Annotated in this window: 25 protein-coding genes; 4 read left to right on the top strand and 21 right to left on the bottom strand. The window is 41.6% G+C overall.

Annotation, left to right across the window (positions count from 1 at the left end):
* Positions 1-27: 27 nt before the first annotated feature.
* Positions 28-963 carry a GNAT family N-acetyltransferase gene (locus VSQ32_00940; protein ID MEH2941454.1) on the bottom strand — a complete coding sequence of 312 codons (936 nt, stop codon included), beginning with the start codon at positions 961-963 and terminating at the stop codon, positions 28-30.
* 160 nt (positions 964-1123) lie between these two features.
* On the opposite strand from VSQ32_00940, the gene VSQ32_00935 reads away from it, so the two are divergent.
* Entirely contained in the window at positions 1124-2308 is a 1185-nt protein-coding gene (locus tag VSQ32_00935) for a glycosyltransferase (GenBank protein MEH2941453.1), read from the top strand.
* 41 nt (positions 2309-2349) lie between these two features.
* Here VSQ32_00935 and VSQ32_00930 read toward each other — a convergent pair whose 3' ends face one another.
* A complete protein-coding gene (locus VSQ32_00930) occupies positions 2350-2685 on the bottom strand; it encodes a helix-turn-helix domain-containing protein (GenBank protein MEH2941452.1) in 336 nt (111 codons plus the stop codon).
* A 230-nt stretch (positions 2686-2915) separates the two neighbouring features.
* Here VSQ32_00930 and VSQ32_00925 point away from each other — a divergent pair, with 230 nt between their 5' ends.
* Positions 2916-3476 carry a hypothetical protein gene (locus tag VSQ32_00925; GenBank protein MEH2941451.1) on the top strand — a complete coding sequence of 187 codons (561 nt, stop codon included), beginning with the start codon at positions 2916-2918 and terminating at the stop codon, positions 3474-3476.
* 96 nt (positions 3477-3572) lie between these two features.
* Here VSQ32_00925 and VSQ32_00920 read toward each other — a convergent pair whose 3' ends face one another.
* The 8 genes from VSQ32_00920 to VSQ32_00885 form a co-directional block, all read right to left on the bottom strand.
* On the bottom strand, positions 3573-4496 hold the full coding sequence (locus tag VSQ32_00920) for a hypothetical protein (protein MEH2941450.1): 924 nt from the start codon (positions 4494-4496) through the stop codon (positions 3573-3575).
* A gap of 213 nt (positions 4497-4709) precedes the next feature.
* The gene (locus tag VSQ32_00915) at positions 4710-5108 is read right to left on the bottom strand and encodes a hypothetical protein (protein ID MEH2941449.1); all 399 of its coding nucleotides are present in this window, start codon (positions 5106-5108) and stop codon (positions 4710-4712) included.
* 357 nt (positions 5109-5465) lie between these two features.
* On the bottom strand, positions 5466-6602 hold the full coding sequence (locus VSQ32_00910) for a penicillin-binding transpeptidase domain-containing protein (protein ID MEH2941448.1): 1137 nt from the start codon (positions 6600-6602) through the stop codon (positions 5466-5468).
* 187 nt (positions 6603-6789) lie between these two features.
* Positions 6790-8082 (bottom strand): plasmid recombination protein, encoded by a 1293-nt coding sequence (locus tag VSQ32_00905; GenBank protein MEH2941447.1) that lies wholly within the window; start codon positions 8080-8082, stop codon positions 6790-6792.
* Positions 8083-8453: 371 nt separating this feature from the next.
* Positions 8454-9431, bottom strand: coding sequence for an AAA family ATPase (locus VSQ32_00900; protein ID MEH2941446.1), 978 nt, complete (start codon positions 9429-9431; stop codon positions 8454-8456).
* Positions 9432-9529: 98 nt separating this feature from the next.
* The gene (locus VSQ32_00895; GenBank protein ID MEH2941445.1) at positions 9530-9919 is read right to left on the bottom strand and encodes a hypothetical protein; all 390 of its coding nucleotides are present in this window, start codon (positions 9917-9919) and stop codon (positions 9530-9532) included.
* Positions 9916-10980 (bottom strand): site-specific integrase, encoded by a 1065-nt coding sequence (locus VSQ32_00890; GenBank protein ID MEH2941444.1) that lies wholly within the window; start codon positions 10978-10980, stop codon positions 9916-9918. Before VSQ32_00890 ends, VSQ32_00895 begins: the two co-directional genes overlap by 4 nt.
* 15 nt (positions 10981-10995) lie before the next feature.
* The gene (locus VSQ32_00885) at positions 10996-11190 is read right to left on the bottom strand and encodes an ICEBs1 excisionase (protein MEH2941443.1); all 195 of its coding nucleotides are present in this window, start codon (positions 11188-11190) and stop codon (positions 10996-10998) included.
* 179 nt (positions 11191-11369) lie between these two features.
* Between VSQ32_00885 and VSQ32_00880 the strand changes: the two genes are divergently transcribed.
* Positions 11370-11918: a helix-turn-helix transcriptional regulator gene (locus VSQ32_00880; GenBank protein ID MEH2941442.1), complete on the top strand. Its 549-nt coding sequence runs from the start codon at positions 11370-11372 to the stop codon at positions 11916-11918.
* A gap of 249 nt (positions 11919-12167) precedes the next feature.
* Positions 12168-12635: a hypothetical protein gene (locus VSQ32_00875; GenBank protein ID MEH2941441.1), complete on the top strand. Its 468-nt coding sequence runs from the start codon at positions 12168-12170 to the stop codon at positions 12633-12635.
* Positions 12636-13019: 384 nt separating this feature from the next.
* Here VSQ32_00875 and VSQ32_00870 read toward each other — a convergent pair whose 3' ends face one another.
* The 11 genes from VSQ32_00870 to VSQ32_00820 all read right to left on the bottom strand — a co-directional run bounded on the left by VSQ32_00870 (position 13020) and on the right by VSQ32_00820 (position 19883).
* The gene (locus VSQ32_00870; protein MEH2941440.1) at positions 13020-13550 is read right to left on the bottom strand and encodes an AAA family ATPase; all 531 of its coding nucleotides are present in this window, start codon (positions 13548-13550) and stop codon (positions 13020-13022) included.
* A gap of 48 nt (positions 13551-13598) precedes the next feature.
* A complete protein-coding gene (locus VSQ32_00865) occupies positions 13599-14048 on the bottom strand; it encodes a hypothetical protein (GenBank protein ID MEH2941439.1) in 450 nt (149 codons plus the stop codon).
* 23 nt (positions 14049-14071) lie between these two features.
* Entirely contained in the window at positions 14072-14671 is a 600-nt protein-coding gene (locus tag VSQ32_00860; protein MEH2941438.1) for a type 1 glutamine amidotransferase family protein, read from the bottom strand.
* A 141-nt stretch (positions 14672-14812) separates the two neighbouring features.
* On the bottom strand, positions 14813-15190 hold the full coding sequence (locus VSQ32_00855; protein ID MEH2941437.1) for a TnpV protein: 378 nt from the start codon (positions 15188-15190) through the stop codon (positions 14813-14815).
* An 8-nt stretch (positions 15191-15198) separates the two neighbouring features.
* Positions 15199-16356, bottom strand: a complete 1158-nt coding sequence (locus VSQ32_00850) for a plasmid recombination protein (GenBank protein ID MEH2941436.1) — start codon at positions 16354-16356, stop codon at positions 15199-15201.
* A gap of 145 nt (positions 16357-16501) precedes the next feature.
* Positions 16502-16741 carry a hypothetical protein gene (locus tag VSQ32_00845; protein MEH2941435.1) on the bottom strand — a complete coding sequence of 80 codons (240 nt, stop codon included), beginning with the start codon at positions 16739-16741 and terminating at the stop codon, positions 16502-16504.
* A gap of 75 nt (positions 16742-16816) precedes the next feature.
* Positions 16817-17050 (bottom strand): complexin-2, encoded by a 234-nt coding sequence (locus VSQ32_00840; protein ID MEH2941434.1) that lies wholly within the window; start codon positions 17048-17050, stop codon positions 16817-16819.
* 98 nt (positions 17051-17148) lie between these two features.
* The gene (locus VSQ32_00835; protein MEH2941433.1) at positions 17149-18279 is read right to left on the bottom strand and encodes an AAA family ATPase; all 1131 of its coding nucleotides are present in this window, start codon (positions 18277-18279) and stop codon (positions 17149-17151) included.
* Positions 18276-18599, bottom strand: coding sequence for a mobilization protein (locus tag VSQ32_00830; protein MEH2941432.1), 324 nt, complete (start codon positions 18597-18599; stop codon positions 18276-18278). The genes VSQ32_00835 and VSQ32_00830 overlap by 4 nt, the downstream gene beginning before the upstream one ends.
* Entirely contained in the window at positions 18583-19683 is a 1101-nt protein-coding gene (locus tag VSQ32_00825; protein MEH2941431.1) for a site-specific integrase, read from the bottom strand. The genes VSQ32_00830 and VSQ32_00825 overlap by 17 nt, the downstream gene beginning before the upstream one ends.
* Positions 19684-19703: 20 nt before the next feature.
* Positions 19704-19883, bottom strand: coding sequence for a DNA-binding protein (locus VSQ32_00820; GenBank protein ID MEH2941430.1), 180 nt, complete (start codon positions 19881-19883; stop codon positions 19704-19706).
* Between the last annotated feature and the right edge of the window lie 158 nt (positions 19884-20041).

The following is a 20041-nucleotide window of genomic DNA, read 5'->3' as shown; positions in this document are numbered from 1 at the left end:
GCTATCAGTCCTTTTGGGACTGATAGCTTACATTATAAATAATTTTGTCTGAAAATGCAACGTTTTCGTGTACCTTTGCATGTTCTTTCCCTGAATTTCCACTTCTTCCTCCCAGGAAAAGCCAAGTTTTTCTGCCAGATGAATGGAAATTTTATTTTCTTTTTCAATCAGACAGTGAATTTTCTCAAATTCTGTCCCTTCCTGGGCATACTGCAGAATTCCCTCACAGAGTTCTGTGGCATATCCCTGGTTCTGAAAAGGTTTTCCTATGACATATCCCAGCTCCAGCGCCGGTTTTCCGTGAATCTCCCGATTATTCAGACCTGCCCTGCCAATGATGGCTCCGGTGGATTTTTCCACTGCAGTCCAGGTACCGTATCCGTAGAACAGGTACATATTCTGAATATACGCTCTGGTATATTCTTCCTCTTTTTTCCTGTCTTCATACAATCCGTCTATATAATCTGTAATACCGTCGCCCTGATACAGCTCGTAGAGTTCCTCCAGATCCTCCGGCACGATTTCCCGCAGAACGCACCGCTCTGTTTCAATTACCGTCCAGGGCAGCCCGTGTTTCCTCTGATACATCCGTTCCAGAAAATAAAAATCCACTTCCTCAAATCCCTCTATCAGAATCAGGGGCCCGGAAAGGCTCTGGCCCGGCAGCAGAGGATTGCGGTAACCCACCGCAGCAATTTCCAGTTCCTCTGCCAGGGCAAGGGTCCTGTCGGAAGCCCCCAGCAGCAGGCATTCCTCCGGTGCAAGTCTGTGCAGCTCCAGTACCGCCCGGAGCTTTTCTCCGGTATCTGCCTGAAACATATCCAGATTAATAATCTGCACTCCGTAACGGTAAATACCGTCTAAAAGCTCTGTCAGTCCATCCTCCATCACAAAGCGCTCCGAATCTTCCGGTGTGGCCCTGTTCATTTCCTCCAAAGACAGAATCAGTCCCCGCAATGCCATAATTCCCTCCTGTTCGGTATATCCTGTTATATGTTTTCTTTTCCCATTATGACACTGAAAACAGAAAAAAACAAGAAAGAATCTTCCCTGGAAAATACAAACCCAAACATGTTATAATGATAAAAATTATAATCCATATCACCCGGAAAGGAATTTCAAAATGAAACCAGCCCGTATTATTTTCATCAAAGGCCCCATAGAAACACTGACTTTCTTCTCCCTGCAGATTGCAGAAGCCCTGGAAGAACAGGGACTGGAAACCTGGTTCTGGGATATGAAGTCCCCCCTTGACAGCCGGGAAACCTTTCTGACATTCCATGATTTTGAGCACACAGTACTTCTTACTTTCAATTTTATCGGACTGAACGGAGAATCACAGTTCCAGTCAGAGCCCCGCGCCACTCTCTGGGAACAGTATCATATCAGAATCTGCTGCATTATGGTAGATCACCCCATGTATTATTTCCGGCAGCTTTCCGCCCGTCACAGTTCGCTCACCCTGTTCTGTATCGATTGGGACCATCAGGCCTTTACGGAACATTTTTATCCGGAATACGGCAGAGTCCATTTTCTGCCTCTGGCCGGCACCATGCTCCCGGAACCGAGGATACCATATTCGGAACGTGAAACAGACGTAATCTTTGCAGGAAACTATGCGGCTCCGGAAAACCTGACCCGCCATATCAGGCATATGGATGAGGAAAGCCGGGAATTTTATTTTGGTTTGATTCAGGAATTTCTCTCCCGGCCTGACCAGCCCCTGGAGCAGGTACTGATACGCCGTCTGAAAGAAGAATTTCCTCAGATTACCAGAGAAGAAACCCTCTCCTGTCTCCATAACATGACATTTATTGATTTATATGTGCGCTCCTGGTTCCGCAGAAACATTATCCTGTCTCTGGCAGAGGAGGGTATTCCTGTTCTGGTTCTGGGAAAGGACTGGGAGTTGTCCGGGTGCAGCCGCCCCAAAAATCTGCTTCTGGCAGGCCAGCAGGATTCCCGCACCTGCCTTTCCCGGATGAGACATGCAAAGATTTCTGTCAATATTATGCCCTGGTTTAAAAAGGGAGCCCACGACAGGATTTTTAATTCCATGCTTCAGGGCTGTGCTGTAGTAACAGATTATTCAGATTACCTGCGAGAAATCCTGAAGGAAGGGCAGGATTCCATGGAATTCACACTGGAACAGTATCATGAAATCGGCGGGAAAGTCCGCTGGCTTCTCAGTCATCCCCAGGAAGCGGAAGCCATGGCGGAAGAAGGATACCGGAACGCTTCCCGGCAGCATACCTGGAAAAACCGCGCCTGTACCCTGCTGGAAATTATTTCTCATAGCAACGAATGATGACAGAAAAATGACGGACAGCTTTACAGCCCCGTAATTTTTCAATTCATGGACACTTTATATTCCTCGCCCCAGTTCCACATAGCGTCAAGGACAGGTTTCAGACTTTGCCCTAATTCTGTCAGCGAGTATTCCACTCTTGGCGGCACTTCCGCATAGACTTTACGATTGACAAGACCGTTTTCTTCCATATCACGAAGCTGGGCAGTCAGCACCTTTTGAGATACGCTGCCTATGGACTTCTTTAATTCTCCAAAGCGTTTTGTACCAGGAAGCAAGTCACGCAAAATCAATACTTTCCATTTATCGCCAATTAAAGTTAAGGTCGTTTCCACAGGACAGGCAGGTAATTCCTTTGCTGATTTTCGTTCGCTCATTATACCATCTCCTTACAATAGTTTCTGTCAGAAACTTTGTATAAAATTTTACCATACTCCCTCAAAATAATCAAGATTTCAAATCTATAGTATCTTTTTGGTAACTATGCCACAATAAAGTGCTTACTTTACACCTGAAACTGCCATTCGTATAATATAGTCAGAAGCTACGGAGAGCGGCCGCTGCGAAGCTCGAAAATAACCAATCACAGAATCTGGAGGTCATCATTATGAACAAGAACACATTTACTACTGTAAAACTGGCAAAAGGTGAAATGAATATTTACGATTTCGGCGGCATTAAGCTGCACGCGTACAAAACCAACGATTTTATCGACGATGAGGTTTTTATCATTGAGAAAAATGGCAAAGCCGTCATTATTGAATCCCCCTGCTTTTTTGATAATATAAAAGAACTTACGGAATATCTGAACGATGTTGAGGTCGAAGGTGTACTGATTGCCTGGCACGGCGCAGGAGCTGCTTTCCTGCCGAATGTCCCGAAATATGCAACACAAAACGCCGTAGACTATTCTGAAAATGGCGGAGGAAAGGCATTGGTGGATAATTTCACAAGCACATTCGGAGAAATTTTCGACAGTTCAATTCACAGGATTACCAATATCATCAAAGAGGGCAGGGTTACAATCGGCGGTATGGATTTTGAAATCAAACAGACCCCAGAGGCATTCGACATTGTGATTTCTGAAATCAACGCTGTTTACACTCATATGCTCGGACACGACTGCCACTCGGCGTGTCCTTTGTTGGCCTTAACTATATTTATTTAAGTTTCATGCGAATACACACCGTTTTTTTACTTCAATTACATCATTTATTCTGGCTTACTGATTTTCTGTTGCCAAAATGTTGCCGTCCAAATGTATTTACGCTGTTTGTTCCACACAGTATCCGTAAATTAACTCATCTAATTCCTCATCCTCCATAGACCCTCCATTCTCTGCATAAAAACGAGGCAGTTTTTGATGATACTCATTCAAGGCATCATTATCCTTTTTGGTATAAGAAACAGATTCATCATATTGCCAATGCTCTCCCGAAAATCTTTTCGCCTTTACTATCTCTTTTTTCGGAATAGGTTTATTCCCATCCATATACCCACCTTCTTCACGAATACGTTCAAGAATAATTCTATTAAAATACTGATTTGTACTAAACAGATATTTTTTTCTGACAATATGTTTGGGCACAACAAGCAATTCCTGACTATTGATACAATATGATGCACTTTCTATTTTTTTCCAACACAACTCTTTCATATCCCATGTCCAAAACTGCAAAATCCCGTTACTTCCCACACCATATTTCTTCATCTGCTTCAGTGTAAACTTATTCAACTGCTCATGAAGAATATTTGTAAGTAAGTCTGACAAACCATCCTCTGCAAAATCTGGAATCAACAATGGTAGATCTTCCACTCTTTTCATCGTAGAGATTGCTGGAAGAAGTTTTTCTAAAGGAGCAAATATTTCAAGTAAGCCATTTACCGTGTTCCCTTTTCCATTATTACCACGACCATAGCCAAGCCGAGTTCCATTCTGCTCCCCACCATGTGATAGCAACTCCCTCTTTCTGCCTATATCTTCATCTCTATACGCTTTGTAAAATTCATCGAAAAATGACTGAATCACCATATACGCTTCTTGGCACCATTCATCATCTGCTATTTCAATAAGCAACGGATCTATAAACAACAAATTATCATCATTGACAGCAACATCTACAAAATCATAACACAGATGCCCTTTTACTCCCTTATTCCAATATTCTGATACATAATGTTTCTTCATAAACTTAGTACATCCTTTCTTCTCAATGGAAAATTTTTATTTTTTAGATTTCATTTTTGGGTACAAAAAATACACCCTGCACCATTTTTTACTTGAAATCTGTCAAGGATGTGCTATACTATTCTTGCAGTGAATGTGTATAACACATTGACAGAGGCGCATCAAAGCTATTGCCGTAGCTAATGATGTGCTTTTTGTTTTACGATAATTCTTTTAATAATCTTCATCCACCTCCTTATTTTCCCCGTTCTCAAGCGCATCCAATACAGAAATATACAAAATCCTATCTTCCGTATCAAACTTAGCAACATAACGAATCGCTGGACTAAATTTCAACCCGGTTAAAGTTGACAGATATTTCACAAAATCTTTACATCCGATTCTTATCCAACCGTTCTTCATTCTGCTGTAAAATTTATATGATTTTACATTTTCAGTGCCGTCATATTGCTTTACGCCAATGGTCATCGTCTTTTCATCAAATCCCACAACCACTTCTTCGGGATTTCCGAGAAGCGATATAGAAGGCAAATTAAATCCAAGTGCCAATTCACTAATTGTAATATATGGCGCACCAGCCGCAACGCAATTCCAATCGAAATTGAATTTCATAAATCCACCTCCTTCGTACTCAATAATCTCTGACAAATCAAATTATATAGTAAACGCATCATGATGTCAACATGGTTATTGCAAAGAAACAACAAAAAAACATTTTTTACACTACGTTTAGAACTACATCAAAACGCAAACTTTAAACACTTAGAAATCCAACAAAAAAGAAACTCCTATGCTATTCAAATTAGGATAGAAGTTTCTTTTCGATTACAAATACAAATCAAACCCTCAATACCGAACATTTTGAGGTATATATCTTTCTTTTTATTCCCATTTTTTATATGCAAATAATTTTTCATTCAAATTAACTTGATGTTTCCAAAGTTTCCGAAACACAACAGGCACATCCACCTATTTCAGAATCTCCAAAGCCATTTCTTTTGCTTTATTTCCAGAAACCTGCTCTCTCTGTTCACTATCATTTAAGTATATAGCAAAGTATTTCCGTTCTTCATTTGATTCAGAAAAGCCAACGAACCATGCTTCTCCATTCCCACTCCCTGTTTTTCCATAAATTTTCTGTGTATCGCTTTGATCTACTAACATTATTCTTTTTAAAATTTCTATATTATCGCTTTCATAATCGCTTTTTCCTTCAAATATCCTTTGTAAAACTTCCACCTGCTCCAATGGCGAAATTTTTAACGAAGAATCCAACCAAAACCCATTCAGCATTTCCATAGGATTAATATTGCTACCATTCCACTCCGAAATATCGCAATTCCCATACTGTAATCCATTTAATTCTTCCTGTATTTTATCTTTGCCAACAGAATCTATTACTTTTCGAAAATACCATATACATGATTTTTGGAATGCTTCTTCTAAGGTTAAATCCCCATTCCAGTCTAAATTTCCATAGTTTGTCCCGTCATATCCCATTGTGGATGCTTCGTCAACAATAACACCATTTTGTAATCCTGATAAAGCTGAAATAATCTTAAAAGTAGAATAAGGTGATTCTTCTTGCCTGCACATATCTTCATTAAAAAATGAATATTCCTCTTGTACTGGCGAATAAATCACCGCACAGCCACTAATATCCTGAAATGCTTCGCTTAAATCAATCGTCTTTTCACTTACTTCTTGTTGTACTTCGTTCTGTTCTGTTTCCTCTCCAGCAACTTTTTCAAAGCTTACGCTACCTTTTGTTTTTTCCCCTGTAACTGTAATCTTATATGTTCCGCTCTCTTGAATTTCAATGTCAAAACTTTCAGAGGCTACCATATTATCGCTTTCATAAATTGGTGTATCACTATCTTTTTGAATCTTTATTGACAGTTTCCCACTGTCAACTACTACTTTCGCCCGAATGGTATCTCCTGCGTCCAACAATAATGATTGTCCATCCGTAGTATTAAAAATTTTGTACTCCATAACAAATTGACTATCATTCCCTATTCTGTTGCCGTCAAATGATGATTTTCCACATCCACTCAATGAAAATACAATAATAAAAATGCCAATTATACCTAAAAACTTTTTCATGTTGTCCTCCTATTTTAATCCGTAACGTAGCTGTTTTAATTATATCTCTCTGTTATTTCACTGTAAAGCAAAACTATCAAATCCCCACCAGCCAGTCAACAGTAAACTGAACAGCTACGCCGTTCTTGACTAAAACTGGCGGAGATTCGGTTCATGGCGCTAAGAGGGCTTTAAGCCCCTCCTCATGTCAGCGGACTTCTCGATTGTGTTTTCTCCTTACATCCTTTTTCTGCTCGGCTTCTATCCGTTCCTGCTGCTTTGCTCGGTTAATCACAGCGTTTATCTGTTCAGAGCCGACCACCGCCTTTACACGCCCAAAATCTGCCGCCACTATGCGCAATTCTCGGTTTTCCTCCAAGACTTCTTCCAGCCTGTTTGTCAGTCGCTCGTTTCCGCTCCGTTCCCTATTGTAAGCCGCTTGCAGCTTTGTAAACTTATTTGAAATATCCAGATACGCCGAATAAACAGAGCGCATTACTTGTACGATTTTCTTTATTAGCGGCTTTGCCTTCTTCTCCCGATACGACTTTGCAGATTCCATAACCGCTGCTTCTGGAAGCGTTTGCTCCGGGTCTGCAGAAAAATCTGCCGCCAGCTTCTCCATATTCTTTACCATAGGAGCAAGTTCATTCATGCGCTTCTGATATTTATCCACCTGTTTCTGCGCTTTCTCTGCTTCTTGCCGGGACTCCTGTAAATCTTCCCGCAAGAAATGAATCTCATCATCAACCTGCAACAACTGTTCATGCAAATCTTCGTTAATTTCTTGAAAAGTGGCATTTTCTTCTTGTAATTCTGCTTTCTTCGCTTCCAACTCTGCTACTTCTTTTGCCCGCTCCTTTTTCTCAAAATCCAGAACAGATAAATGCTTTTCATGTGTACCTTTTTTCTCCCATTCAAGCCCCTGTTCCAGCATGATAGCGGCAAGCTGTTCTTTCTCATAAGCCACCCACTGATTTAATTCCGTTTCCCGTCTTGTTCCGCCTTTAAATCCGAGAGCAGATAACGCCTGTTTCAAGGAAACTCTTGTATCAAGCCCCCGCTTGCTTCCTGTCGTGTAAGGGATAAAATCAATATGGAGATGTGGAGTAGCTTCGTCCATGTGGAGATAAGCACTGAATACTCTCAATGTAGGATTTCTACGTTGGAAGTCCCGCATATATTTGTCCAGCACCTTTTCCGCAAGCTGTCCATTCTCCGTTTTCGCTCCCATGTTGTCCTTATCCCCGATTTGCAGGATAATCTCATGGAATGGTTTCTCCTGCTTGCCGGAACAGATTTTATCATAATAATCGTCAATGCGGCGGTCACTTCTGGTCTGCTTCGCATTGTACCGGGCGAGTGCTTCATCAAATAATTCGTGATATACATCTTTAACATTTTCGTTGCAGTATTCCACATTCAAACAGCTTCGCTCCGGGTCCGTGTTCTTAGCATGGAATTTTCTGCTGTTATGATTGACAGAGCCTTTTCCTGTCATAAAACTAATCGTTCGCTTCAAACAATATCCTTTCTCCCTGTTCGGGTAATCAGCGCCGGACACGGCGCATAGGCTTTGTTACTTTCGCCGAAAGTAAAATAAAAGCACTTTTGACAGGCAAGCCTATCAAAAATGCAACCTGCAAGCAGGTTTTGCGCCCTGCCGGGGGCTAGCTGTCCGTTGGACAGCATACCGTCCTAACGGACGGGGCGGCTTTTCGCCGCCTTAATACCGCCGCTTTCTGGCTATCTCCCAACACCGCAACATTGCAATGTCTATAATCTTTGCAACCTTGCAATCTTCAAGAACGCAATTCCAAGACTGCAAAATTCCAATACCCTGCATTGTTGCGCTGTTACCTTGCCTGTTCGTCAGTGTTTGATTTTATCCAGTTCCCAATACCATGTGTTGTTTATCCGCTTCGCCCGGACACCTAATTCTTTCTTCGCATTTTCCAGTGTCCGTTTTGATATGCCCTGTTCGTCTGCAAGATTGAAAATCTCATTGCTTTGCATGGCGTTGTTTGTTTCTGCCAGTTCCCGGAGTAACCTTTTCGCCTGCTCCATTTTATTTGCTTTCGGGGCGATACCGCCTAACACTTCATCAGCGGTAATCTCATAATCCCCTAACCATTGAAAACCGTTCTCCGACAATGCAAATGCTTTCGGGTGTCCGAACGCCGCAAGGTTGTTTTTAATCTGCACCACAGCCCTTATATTTTCTTCCCCCTCAACCCTGCCGACTAAGAGAACGCTTCTTGCGACTGCAAAAAAATCAATCGAACCCATTCCCCGGTATGCCGCCTTATTTCCCGCCGCTTTATTCATGTGACCGACAAGGACAATCGCACACTGGTATTTCTCTGCAAGTGCCGCTAATTTCTTTGTCATATCCCTTGCTTCGTTTGCCCGGTTCATATCCATGCCGCCGCCCAAATAGGCTTGTATCGGGTCTAAAATCAACAGCCTTGCGCCTGTCTTTATAACAGCTTCTTCCAAGCGTTCATTTATCATGGAAAGAGATTTTATCTTTTCATCAATGACCGAGATCTTCTCACAGTCTGCCCCTGCCTGTTCTAACCGGGGCTTGACTGTATCGGCAAGACCGTCCTCCGCACTCTGATAGATGACATTCAAAGGCTTTGTAAAATTCATTCCACTGTCTAAACTTTCTCCCTTAGACAGTTTCGCCGCTATGTTCAGAATAAATGTTGTCTTTCCGTCACCCGGATCGCCTTGAACAATAGTCAGCTTGCCATAAGGAATAAATGGGAACCAAAGCCAAGAAACTTCCTGCGACTGTATTTCTGACAACTTAATCAACTGTAATTCTGTTTTTGTTTCTTCCATAATGCCCTCCATTTCTGAAAAATCGTTGCCACTGGAAGAAACCTCTGCTATACTTGTATTGTGAGGTTGATAACAGAGGTTTTCCAGTTATCACAGCCCTAACAGTTGCCGCTGTCGGGGCTATTTTCTTCTCCGCTAATGTTACCCTGCCACAGATATTTTGCTCCTTCCAATACCCACAGGATAGCTTTCAGCATATCAAGACAGTCATTCCGCATATCTTCCAGTCCCTCCGGCGTTAAATCTGCATCTGTCTTTTCAAACTGTTCCGTCACTTCCCGGATATTGGTCTGCATTATCTTTAGTTCCTCTACCAACTGATAAACCAGTTCTTTTTTGCCGACCACGCACACCCGGTTATAAATACAGGAACGGACAAAATAATCTTTCTTAGAAAGTCCGCTTGCCAAAATCTTTGCTTCGATTTCTTCCCTCTCTCTGGGTGAAATGCGAAAGCTGATTGTCGGGTATTTATGCACTCCACTCATTCTTCTTCCTCCCTGCTGTTCTCAATCTCCAATTTATCTGCAAGTTCCCCCTGCTTATTGGGATATAAATGTGAATAAGTATTTAATGTTGTTTCGATTTTCTCATGCCCTAACCGTTCCGCAATCGCTAATGGCGTAAAACCCATTTCCACGAGTAACGAAGCGTGGGAATGACGAATATCATGCAAACGTATTCTTTTCACTCCCGAAGCCTTGATACCTCTGATAATCTCATGCTCCATATAGGATTTTGTAAAACGGAACATTCTTTCGTCTGCCATAATTCCGTATAAGTGCGAAGTATACTCTTTTAATTCTTCTGTCAGAAACGGCGGTATCGTTATGATACGTTTGCTCTTTGGCGTTTTGGGCGGTGTAATAATATCCCTTCCCTCTATCCGCTGATAAGACTTGTTTACGGAAATGGTGCGCTTCTCTAAGTCAATATCATTGTAGGTAAGAGCAAGTAATTCTCCAATCCTCATTCCCGTCCAGTAAAGGAGCAGAAACGCCATTTTTGTTTCCGGCTTGTTCTCCACAGTCACAAGAAACTGCTTAAACTCCTGCTTCGTCCAAAACTCCTTTTCCCCTGCATGGCTCTTTCCGATACTCCCGGCTTTCCTGCATGGATTGTCTTTCAAATCATAGTACCGAACCGCATAATTGAAAATAGCCGACAACTGATTATTGACTGTTTTCAGATACGTTTCCGAATATCCTTTTTTCATCAGTGCATTTTGCCAAGCCCGAATGTCGGAAGCCTTAATCTCATTCATATTCTTTTTCTTGAAATACGGAATGATTTTCAAATCAATAATGAATTTCTTTGTACGCATGGTGTTTTCACGCAGACGGTGTTCCATATCCTCATAATAGATTTGTACGAAGTTTTCAAAATTGATGTCTAAATTCCTCTGCTGCTGTTGCAGGAAGTCACGCTCCCACTGTTCCGCTTCCGCTTTTGTCTTAAATCCCCTCTTGTTCTTCTTGTGGCTTACGCCCTGCCAGTCCTTATAATAGAACTGGCAACGCCACATCTTTCCGTCCCTTGTCGCTGACATAAAATCTCTCCTTTCCTACATGGCTACGGTCAGACCGTAGAATTTTTCTTCAAAGTATTTTGTCGGGACTTTGCCGCAGATTGTCCGATAGCCCTTTGCTTTCAGTTCCTCATTCAGCCCCCGAATAATCTTGTAGGCATAACCCGTTGATACGCCAAGCATTTCAGCCGCTTCCTCTGCCGTTACATACATTTTCTTTCCATTCTCCATATAGTCCTGTCCTTTCCTTTTTTATTTTAGGTACACATATGTGACCTTTATGTTTTTATTATACGGTACACTTTTGTGAACGTCAAGTATTTATTTTAATTTTTTATACACAAATGTGTCCTGATGTGATAGAATTGTACTAAGCACTTACGAAAATCACATAAATTGGAGGTATTGGCATGACTACCGGGGAAAAGATTAAACACTTTCGGAATTTGCGTGGCATATCACAGGAAACGCTCGGTCAGCTTTCCGGCATCAATTCCGCCACAATAAAAAAATATGAGTATGGCATCCGCAATCCAAAGCCCGACCAACTGCTGAAAATTGCAAATGCTTTGGGTATCAGTATCAATGTTTTCATGGATTTTGATATAGAAACAGTGTCAGATGTATTGTCTTTAATTTTGAAAATGGACGAACAATTAGATATGAACTTTGAAGCAGAGAGATACGAGGACGGAAGTTTCAATCCCGCTACAATCAAAATATCCTTTCAGAACTCCCTGCTCAATCATAAGTTGGGCGTATATATGAAAGCAAGGGAATTGCAGGAGAACCTTTTGAATGATACGGAACGCTTCTCGTCAGAGGAAGAACACCAACGGGCGATTGAAGCACTCTCAAAGGATTTAGACGCCGTTAAGCAAAGTATTCTTGATGACAGTAAGATTGTGAAAAAAGGTGTTAGAGGTATCTCTGTCAAAATATATCCCGAAAATGAATAGACAAAAGCTATATCCACCAAAAGGAGCACACAATGATAAAAAAGAGTATCCGAAAAGAAATTGATAAAGTAATAAAAAATATTTGGCTCCGTAATATCTGCACTGATTATGGTAATGGCTTTCTAATAAAAGAAGCAAGCCTTCAATGCAGTTTATACCACCACTTGCAAAACGAATTAAATTTTTTGCTTCAACAAAATCACCTATATATTTATCCCGAATTTTTTTAAGAAAAGGAGTTGATGATATATGCCACAGATGAATAAAGGCGGTAAATTTATTTTCGGAAAATCGCTGATACGAGATGACTTGACAATCCATCTCCCAACACAGGCTCTTACAGAGTACAACGCCACAGCAGAGAGAAAAGTCTATCTTTTTACTGGAAGCAAGGTCACTGGCGGCTTTTGTGTGACAAGAAAAGGATTGTTAGAACCATCAAAGTTAGGACACATTCTTACTGATAATCCGGCTTTACTGAATTATCAGACCGCAGAGGGCGAATTTGTCAAATACAAAGGGCGGTCATACTGTTGGGTAAATATTTCAGAGAATGGTGTAATTCAGCTTAATCAGCAGATATTAGATTTTCTTAATCTGAAGATTGGAATGGAACTATTGTCTATCCGAAGCAGTGATATAGCTTTTACAATGGGTGCAACCGGTCCCCTGTTGGAAAGAGCCGACAACTATGAGGGCGAAATTCCTCTGTATTAAAAAAGCAGGTATCATGATACCCGCCCAAAATCCAGTATTCCTCAAATAATTAGAGCCATTTTAGAGCCAAACGGCATAAAACACTCCCGGAAATGCCCATTTTATCAGCATTTCCGGGATTTTATCCGTTACTCGAACTCGACTTTTCCTAACTAATTTTGTTTAAGATTTATCCCCTGTCGAGTATGTAAATCTTTTGATTATTTGATATATCCATATTATCCTGCCTATATGAGCTAATGTTTTCATTTTGTTATCGCTGTTGATAACACTGGCTCTGTAACTGCGGATAATAGCTATATGCTATGGTTTAAATTATAAGCGAGTTCGCTTAGAAAATCAACACTAAGTTTTGCCGTCAATTTCACAAACAGGAAACTGTCGCTAGAAATCAATATTGACTTCGTATTTATCTTCAAATAGTATGTAGTTTAATTGATATTTCTGTGCATTACGTAATACTTCTGCATTGTCTTCCAAAATACTCGCCATCGTATAGCATTCATCATCTAATCGATTTTCAATGGTGTTTGCATATCCTCTTATGTCTGCAAAATGACTTCTAATATAGCCTTCACTCATTATAAGACAATAATATTTAATATTTTCGAGATATTCATAAACAAAATCCTTTTTCCAATCAAACGGAATATAGCAACCCTCAACAATTAAATTCTGCTTATTTTCAATAGCCGTTTTAACTATCTCACGAACGATAGGCCATAGATATGCAGTTAAATCCTTCTCACTGCTCATTGGTGTGAGTTCTGTATTTCCACTGCGAATTAACCCCATTTTTAGATGGTCTATTGATAAATATGGGTATTTATATTTTTCAAGTAACTTTTGAGCAAGTGCTGTTTTACCTGTATGCGATGCTCCTGTAATTAAAATAACCATCTCTTGTATCCTCATAATTTCAGACTTTTCGTTCCTTGTAACTTCCTGATAAACTCGAATTTATCAAACTATAAAGTTTGCTACTCCATATACCACATGACAAATTGTAAAAATTGAAATAGGAATTAAAGCTATACCATTTTTTCTATCAATCGCAAAAAACAAAAATGCTAAACAGGGTGGAATAGTCAATCCTAATATTACAATCGCATTTGTCATACCATTATAGTAAGCTATCCAGCTTGCCACATATAGTAAATAGCAAACTGTTACCATGATAACAAAAGGGGATATACACAACTTTTTACTCTCTCTGTTTCTAAAAATACATATAGAAACAATCATCAATATTTGACATACAGAAGCTACTGTATCGACCATTTCTGTAATTGATTCTGCTCTTAGTATATCGTTTGGCGCAGGGATAGCAAACCAAATAAAATTCGGTATCATAACAATCAAGAATAGCAACAATCCCCAAATTTCAAAACTTAACTTGTATCTTTTTAACATCTAATCCTCCCTAAAACTGGAATTTACATTTTAGGCATTGGAGCGATATAGAAGCCTAATTTGTGAAAGTTATACCAATCAGCGATTGTTTTTTCATCAGTTATATGTAATGCACGCAAAATCTCTTTTGCAAATTCTAAAGATGCCGTTCCATTAGCCGTTATCACATTTTTATCACAAACTGCCTGCTTCGCAATATAATTTGTTTCTCCAGTGTAATTCGTTTCTGCCCATTGTTTCAAATCATTCAAATCATTACTTGTATGAGCAACATGGTTCAATATACCTGCTGTACCCAAAAATGCAGAAGCGTCACAGATTCCGCATAACAATTTTCCCCGTTGAAAACAATCCTTTGCCAGTACCTTAATTGGTTGTGTATTTTCGCTTCTCCACGTCATCCCACCAATTAGAATAAGAGCTTCATAATCATTCGGAACAGATGCAACATCATAGTCTGGCAACACCTTAAATCCACCGATTGATTGAACGTAATCTTTTGATAAAGATACTGTTTTTATCTCATAGTTGTCTTGCCCTAACATAGAAATTGCAGATGAAATGTAAGCAGCTTCCCAATCTGCATATTGCTGCAAAATTACAAATAAAATTGTTTTTCTCATATTGTTCTCCTTTATCAATCCCAATTTATCAATCTAATTTCTTTTTCCAAGTATACACAAATTCATAAGATTTTTCAATTCTCCGAACTATTTTTTTGATTGAGAGGCACTTCCACATACGGCAGAAGTGCCACCTATAACTTATGAATAGATTACCTCGCTCTCCACAACTTCCCTCACACAAGCCCGAATGTTATTCATTTTCTGAACCCATAAAAGCTGGTTTTCCTCTTTTAACCTTTCCGTCACTCCCTGCCTATCGGCATATTCCTTTACCAGCCGAGAAAACAAATCCTCTGCCTGTTTATCCACACTTGCCAAATATTCATTCAGCCTGCCGCTTGTCAGCAGATTGAGATAAACGAACTGCTTATGCTCTTTGAAATACTGCAAATGCCTTTGCCCCCAAATGCCAATCGGTTTTTCTTCTTCGGGAAGTAATGCAAGCTCTGAGAGGTAATAGTCGCCTTGCCTTACATACCAAAGACCGTTATTTTCGTCATAAATCCTGTTTTCCATAGTGTTTCCTACCTTTCCTCTTTGCTATTTTTCAAATACTTTCCACGCTGTTTCGACTTCTGCGCCGCTTTTGCCTGCTCCAAAAGGCTGTCTATCTGCTTACTTCCAAATGCCTTGCGGAGCAGCTTATAATCTTTGTTTTCCGTACGGAGGTTTTCATTTTCCCCTGCCAGTTTCTCATTGGTTTTCCTTAACCCCTCATTCTCACGGTGGAGATTGCTGTTTGTGACATTCAAACGATAGTAGCTGTCCCACGCTTCAAAACACCTTACAAGTGCTGTTTTAATAAGCGATTTCAGCTTTTGCACCAAAGGCTCTGCCACTTTATTCTTATACGACTTCGCCGACATGAACCCCTGCGGCTCTGGCAACTGGTATTCTGGGAAAGTGTCAAGCACCTGTTCCAGAGTTTTTAGGTTTTCCATTCCTTTATCGTAATTCTCCACCCTGTCCGACAATATTTGAAATTCCTCTTTTTTCTCCGAAATCTGCCCCTCAAGCTGAATGACCTCTTTTTCCCGCTCCTGCTTTTTATAATCAAGGACAGACAAATGTTTCTCATGCGTGCCTTTATGCTCCCATTCAATGTCATACCGCCCCATTACGGCGGCAAGCTGTTCTTTTTCGGACTGTACCCATTGCGACCACTCGGTATTACCACGGGAACCGCCTTTAAATCCCTGCGCCGCCAACGCCTGTTTCAAAGATACTCTCGTATCAAGTCCACGCTTGCTGCCAGTCGTGAACGGGACAAAATCAATATGAAGATGCGGCGTTGCTTCGTCCATATGGATATGAGCGGAAAATACATAGAGATTAGGATTTCTTAATTGAAACTCCCGATAATATTCATCCAAAATCTGCCTTGCAAGCTGTCCGTTTTCACTTCCCGCACTCATATTTTCCTTATCGCCAATCTGCAAAATCAGTTCATGAAACGATTTCTCCTGCTTTGAGTTCCGTATCTTCTCGTAATAGTCAGCAATGCAGCGGTCTGCCCTCGTCTGTTTCTCATTATATCTCTGCAATGCTTCATCAAATAATTTATGATACACTTTCTTGATATTCTCATTACAGTAGTTTACATTGAAGTGTGAGCGTTCTCCGTCAACATTCTCCGCTTTGAATTTGCGGCTGTTATGGTTGACCGAGCCTTTCCCCACCATTGCGCTAATTGTCCGTCTTATAAAATCACGCCCTTTCTTTTCGGCTGGTAGGCTTTGTTACTTTCCCGAAAGTAACGCAAAAGCACTTTTGACAGCCGTTCCGTCCATCAAAAGCTGCCTTTGCGCCCTGCCGGGGGCTTCCGTCCTACGGACGGGGCGGCTGTTCCAGCCGCTTTACTTCCGCTGCCATCGCTTTTCGGATAACCGACAGCATATTCTCCATCGTGTATTCGTCCCACCCCGCAAGCCATATCAATATGCGCTGTTCATCTTCTGTCAGTTCTATCTCTCCAAAAATTTCATTGAGGGCTGCTATTCTCCGTGTTTCGCTTTCGTAAAAATATTTGTTCACATTCCGTGTTCCCCATTTCGGCTGAATAATCATCGAATCACACCTTTCTCTTTATTTGCTATGCACAGGAGCGTGACACGCTCCTGTCAATTATCATCAAAGGAATCCCTACCATCGAAAGCTATCCGACACTCCACGCCTGCTCAAATATTCCTGTCTGGCTTTTTCCCGCTCCTCCTGTGTTGGCGCAGTCTTATATTTGGCATATAATTCATGACGCACCAGTGAATCTAATTTCTGCTCTAACCCCTGCCGGATTTGATTCAGACAATCGTCATCTCCCACCAGATGATATCGGAGCAGAGATATAAACAGTTCATAAGAAATTTGCACGTTCTTCATAAAAATCCTTTCTGCGTCGGTTTGCGTCGATAGCGTCGATATTTTCTATACCAGCCCACTGTAAAAATTACCGTCGCAACCGACGCATATCGTCGCTTTTATGCTCTCGGCTCAAGCCGTTTCAGAATAATTTTCCTTTCATGCCCCCGCTTATTGTCATAGAAAATCCCATAATCATTAAGCAACTGGCTGTTGACTACATTGAGCTTTCTCGAAAGCACGTTTGCCTGTATCTGCATATCTGGCAACTGACTCACAAGTTCTGTTGGCGTTCCCTCCCATTCTGGCTTATCTTCTGCCAGAAAATTGTTGATTGCTTCCAGCAAAGGATTCGGCGGCTGTTTCCACAGTTCCGTTTCCGCCTTTTTGAATTTCCAGACACAGCGTTCCCGGTCAAACTCTATGGTCAGTTCCTGATCCGGCTGGTCACGCCCTACTATATCCATAACCGCTTCATTGTCAGTGCGCTTCTTCTTGTGCATAATGAACGCACCGTCTGCCGCACCCAACAGTCCGTTTGTGCCGGAAATCATATCGAAACTGTCCTCGGATTCCATCTTGCGTGTGTGATGAACCACCAGCAGGCAGATACCGTATTTATCGCTGAACGACTTTAACTTTGTCACATTCTCGTAGTCGCTGGAATAGCTGTACCTGTCCCCGCCGACCTCACGCACTTTCTGAAGCGTGTCAATGATAATCAGCCTTGCGTCCGTATGCACTTTCAGAAATTCCTCTAATTGCCTGTCCAAGCCCCCATTCAGTGTCTTTGCCTGTGTTGCAAAGTACAGATTATCCGCACATTCCACGCCGAACATACCAGAGAGCCGCCGCTGAAGCCTTGCGTAATCATCTTCCAGTGCCAGATACAGCACCGTCCCCTTTCGGACGGGATAATTCCAAAGAGGAAGTCCCATTGCCACATGGTAGGCAAGCTGTCCCATAAAGAATGATTTTCCCACTTTCGGCGCACCCACAAAGAGATAAGTGCCGCCATAGAGGAATCCGTCTACAATCGGCGTTCTGGGCGGATAGACTGTATCATACAGTTCTGTCATGGAAACCGTTTGAAACCCGCCGCTCCCGGATTTCTCCAGGATATTTTTGGCTTGCAGATTGATTTGTGCTGTTTCATTTGCTATAATTTCATTGTGATTTTTTAATTGCGGCTGCGCCCCATCTGCGCCAACAGATGATACGGGAGCAGTCGTTTGCATTTTTTCTGTCATTCATCTTCTCCTTTCAGACCATCTAACGTAATTGCAATTACCTGCAACGTGTAAAGCAGTTCGTCATTGTCCGGGCTTAATGTTTCCAGCCGCTTCAATTCCTCATAGATAGCCGCCATTTGATTTTTCAGAGCCTTATAAACCCTCGGATTGCCCTGTACCACCACATCCCGGCACAGCAGCCGCCTTGTGATATAGTCCTGCTTTGTCAAGCCTGACAACGCCACCAAATCATTAAGCAGCTTTGCTTCCTCGTCCGATACCCGGAACGCCACCGTATGATTGCGCCACCGCTCTTTGTAATCAAGTGTTCTTTCCATTTGTGTCCTCCTTATGTCTACGCTCCATTTCCAATTTCTCCGCCATTTCCGTCTGCACCGTGGGGAACAAGTGAGCATAACGATAAGTGATTTTCTCCGCTTCATGCCCCATGCGCTCCCCAATCGCAAGCACTGAAAATCCCATGTCGATTAACAGGGAAACTGCGCTATGACGAATATCATGCACACGAATCTTTTTCACTCCTGCCTGCTTTGCCCCTCGCTCCATCTCGTGATTAAGATAGGATTTTGTGACCGTAAACAGTCGCTCCTCTGGCTTAATGTCATAAAGCATTTTGATATACTCCTGCATTTCCTCACAGAGAAAAGTTGGCATTTTGATTACACGGTTGCTCTTTTTTGTTTTCGGGTTTGTGATAATATCCCGCCCTTTAGAACGATGAAAGGTTTTGCTGATCGTGACCGTCTGATTTTCAAAGTTGAAATCAGCCGGAGTGAGTGCCAGCAGTTCGCCGGAACGGATTCCACACCAGTAAAGCATTTCAAAAGCATAATAGGAACGGGGCTTATCCATCATGGCTTCGGAGAATTTCAGATATTCCTCTTTCGTCCAGAAATTCATTTCTTTTGGAATCTCATTTCCCATTGTTCCTGCCCGCCTTGCCGGATTGTAGGGCAAGCTATAGAAGTTCACAGCATGATTGAAAATCGCCGTAAGCTGGGCGTGAATAGTTTTCAGATAATCTGCCGAATAAGGCTTTCCCTTCTCGTCCCGGTACGCCATGAGTTCATTCTGCCATGCGATAATATCCTTTGCTTCAATCTCCGCTATTTTTCGATTCCCGAAATACGGTAAAATCTTTGTGCGGATTACATGGCTTTTGGATTCCCATGTGCTTTCCTTAACACGCTGTTTCTTGTCGGCTTCGTAAACTTCAAAGAAGCTGGCAAACGTCATATCCAGCTTTGCGCCCTGTTTCAGCATGATTTCATGCTCCCAGGCTTGCGCTTCTCTTTTGGTAGCAAAACCTCTTTTTTGTGTCTGTTTCCTCTCGCCTTTCCAGTTGGTAAAGCGGTAGATTACCCGCCACGTTCCCGTAGCATTGTCCTTGTATACAGCCATTCAAATCAACTCCTTTCCGTTTAATCGCTGTAACAGACCTTTTTATGAAAAAAAGTAGCGTTCACACGTCCAGCCACCGTCAGATACCCCTGCTTCTGCAATTCCGCGTTCAGTTCCCGCACAATCTGATAGGCTTTCGACTTTGACACCCGCAATTCCGCAGCCACTTCCTCCACAGTCATAAATGATTTTTCTGCCATTCAGTTATCCTCCCCTTTCTGGTTTAACTCTTTTTATTTAAGTTCTGTATGTATAATACTAAATAAATTCCGTTAAGTCAAGTGGTTTGTAGCAAAATCTTAACTTTTTTTATTTAAGTTTCTCTTGCTATTCCTATTGCACCATGCTATACTAACTT

The sequence above is a fragment of the Lachnospiraceae bacterium JLR.KK002 genome (genome assembly GCA_036941025.1).
Taxonomy (GTDB): domain Bacteria; phylum Bacillota; class Clostridia; order Lachnospirales; family Lachnospiraceae; genus Petralouisia.
Note: the sequence above shows the minus strand (reverse complement) of the source record. Positions and strands in the feature narration are given on the sequence as shown.

Coding starts and splice junctions, on each gene's coding strand:
- VSQ32_00940 (MEH2941454.1), bottom strand. CDS start 963: ATGGCATTGCGGGGACTGATTCTGTCTTTGGAGGAAATGAACAGGGCC.
- VSQ32_00935 (MEH2941453.1), top strand. CDS start 1,124: ATGAAACCAGCCCGTATTATTTTCATCAAAGGCCCCATAGAAACACTG.
- VSQ32_00930 (MEH2941452.1), bottom strand. CDS start 2,685: ATGAGCGAACGAAAATCAGCAAAGGAATTACCTGCCTGTCCTGTGGAA.
- VSQ32_00925 (MEH2941451.1), top strand. CDS start 2,916: ATGAACAAGAACACATTTACTACTGTAAAACTGGCAAAAGGTGAAATG.
- VSQ32_00920 (MEH2941450.1), bottom strand. CDS start 4,496: ATGAAGAAACATTATGTATCAGAATATTGGAATAAGGGAGTAAAAGGG.
- VSQ32_00915 (MEH2941449.1), bottom strand. CDS start 5,108: ATGAAATTCAATTTCGATTGGAATTGCGTTGCGGCTGGTGCGCCATAT.
- VSQ32_00910 (MEH2941448.1), bottom strand. CDS start 6,602: ATGAAAAAGTTTTTAGGTATAATTGGCATTTTTATTATTGTATTTTCA.
- VSQ32_00905 (MEH2941447.1), bottom strand. CDS start 8,082: ATGACAGGAAAAGGCTCTGTCAATCATAACAGCAGAAAATTCCATGCT.
- VSQ32_00900 (MEH2941446.1), bottom strand. CDS start 9,431: ATGGAAGAAACAAAAACAGAATTACAGTTGATTAAGTTGTCAGAAATA.
- VSQ32_00895 (MEH2941445.1), bottom strand. CDS start 9,919: ATGAGTGGAGTGCATAAATACCCGACAATCAGCTTTCGCATTTCACCC.
- VSQ32_00890 (MEH2941444.1), bottom strand. CDS start 10,980: ATGTCAGCGACAAGGGACGGAAAGATGTGGCGTTGCCAGTTCTATTAT.
- VSQ32_00885 (MEH2941443.1), bottom strand. CDS start 11,190: ATGGAGAATGGAAAGAAAATGTATGTAACGGCAGAGGAAGCGGCTGAA.
- VSQ32_00880 (MEH2941442.1), top strand. CDS start 11,370: ATGACTACCGGGGAAAAGATTAAACACTTTCGGAATTTGCGTGGCATA.
- VSQ32_00875 (MEH2941441.1), top strand. CDS start 12,168: ATGCCACAGATGAATAAAGGCGGTAAATTTATTTTCGGAAAATCGCTG.
- VSQ32_00870 (MEH2941440.1), bottom strand. CDS start 13,550: ATGAGGATACAAGAGATGGTTATTTTAATTACAGGAGCATCGCATACA.
- VSQ32_00865 (MEH2941439.1), bottom strand. CDS start 14,048: ATGTTAAAAAGATACAAGTTAAGTTTTGAAATTTGGGGATTGTTGCTA.
- VSQ32_00860 (MEH2941438.1), bottom strand. CDS start 14,671: ATGAGAAAAACAATTTTATTTGTAATTTTGCAGCAATATGCAGATTGG.
- VSQ32_00855 (MEH2941437.1), bottom strand. CDS start 15,190: ATGGAAAACAGGATTTATGACGAAAATAACGGTCTTTGGTATGTAAGG.
- VSQ32_00850 (MEH2941436.1), bottom strand. CDS start 16,356: ATGGTGGGGAAAGGCTCGGTCAACCATAACAGCCGCAAATTCAAAGCG.
- VSQ32_00845 (MEH2941435.1), bottom strand. CDS start 16,741: ATGATTATTCAGCCGAAATGGGGAACACGGAATGTGAACAAATATTTT.
- VSQ32_00840 (MEH2941434.1), bottom strand. CDS start 17,050: ATGAAGAACGTGCAAATTTCTTATGAACTGTTTATATCTCTGCTCCGA.
- VSQ32_00835 (MEH2941433.1), bottom strand. CDS start 18,279: ATGACAGAAAAAATGCAAACGACTGCTCCCGTATCATCTGTTGGCGCA.
- VSQ32_00830 (MEH2941432.1), bottom strand. CDS start 18,599: ATGGAAAGAACACTTGATTACAAAGAGCGGTGGCGCAATCATACGGTG.
- VSQ32_00825 (MEH2941431.1), bottom strand. CDS start 19,683: ATGGCTGTATACAAGGACAATGCTACGGGAACGTGGCGGGTAATCTAC.
- VSQ32_00820 (MEH2941430.1), bottom strand. CDS start 19,883: ATGGCAGAAAAATCATTTATGACTGTGGAGGAAGTGGCTGCGGAATTG.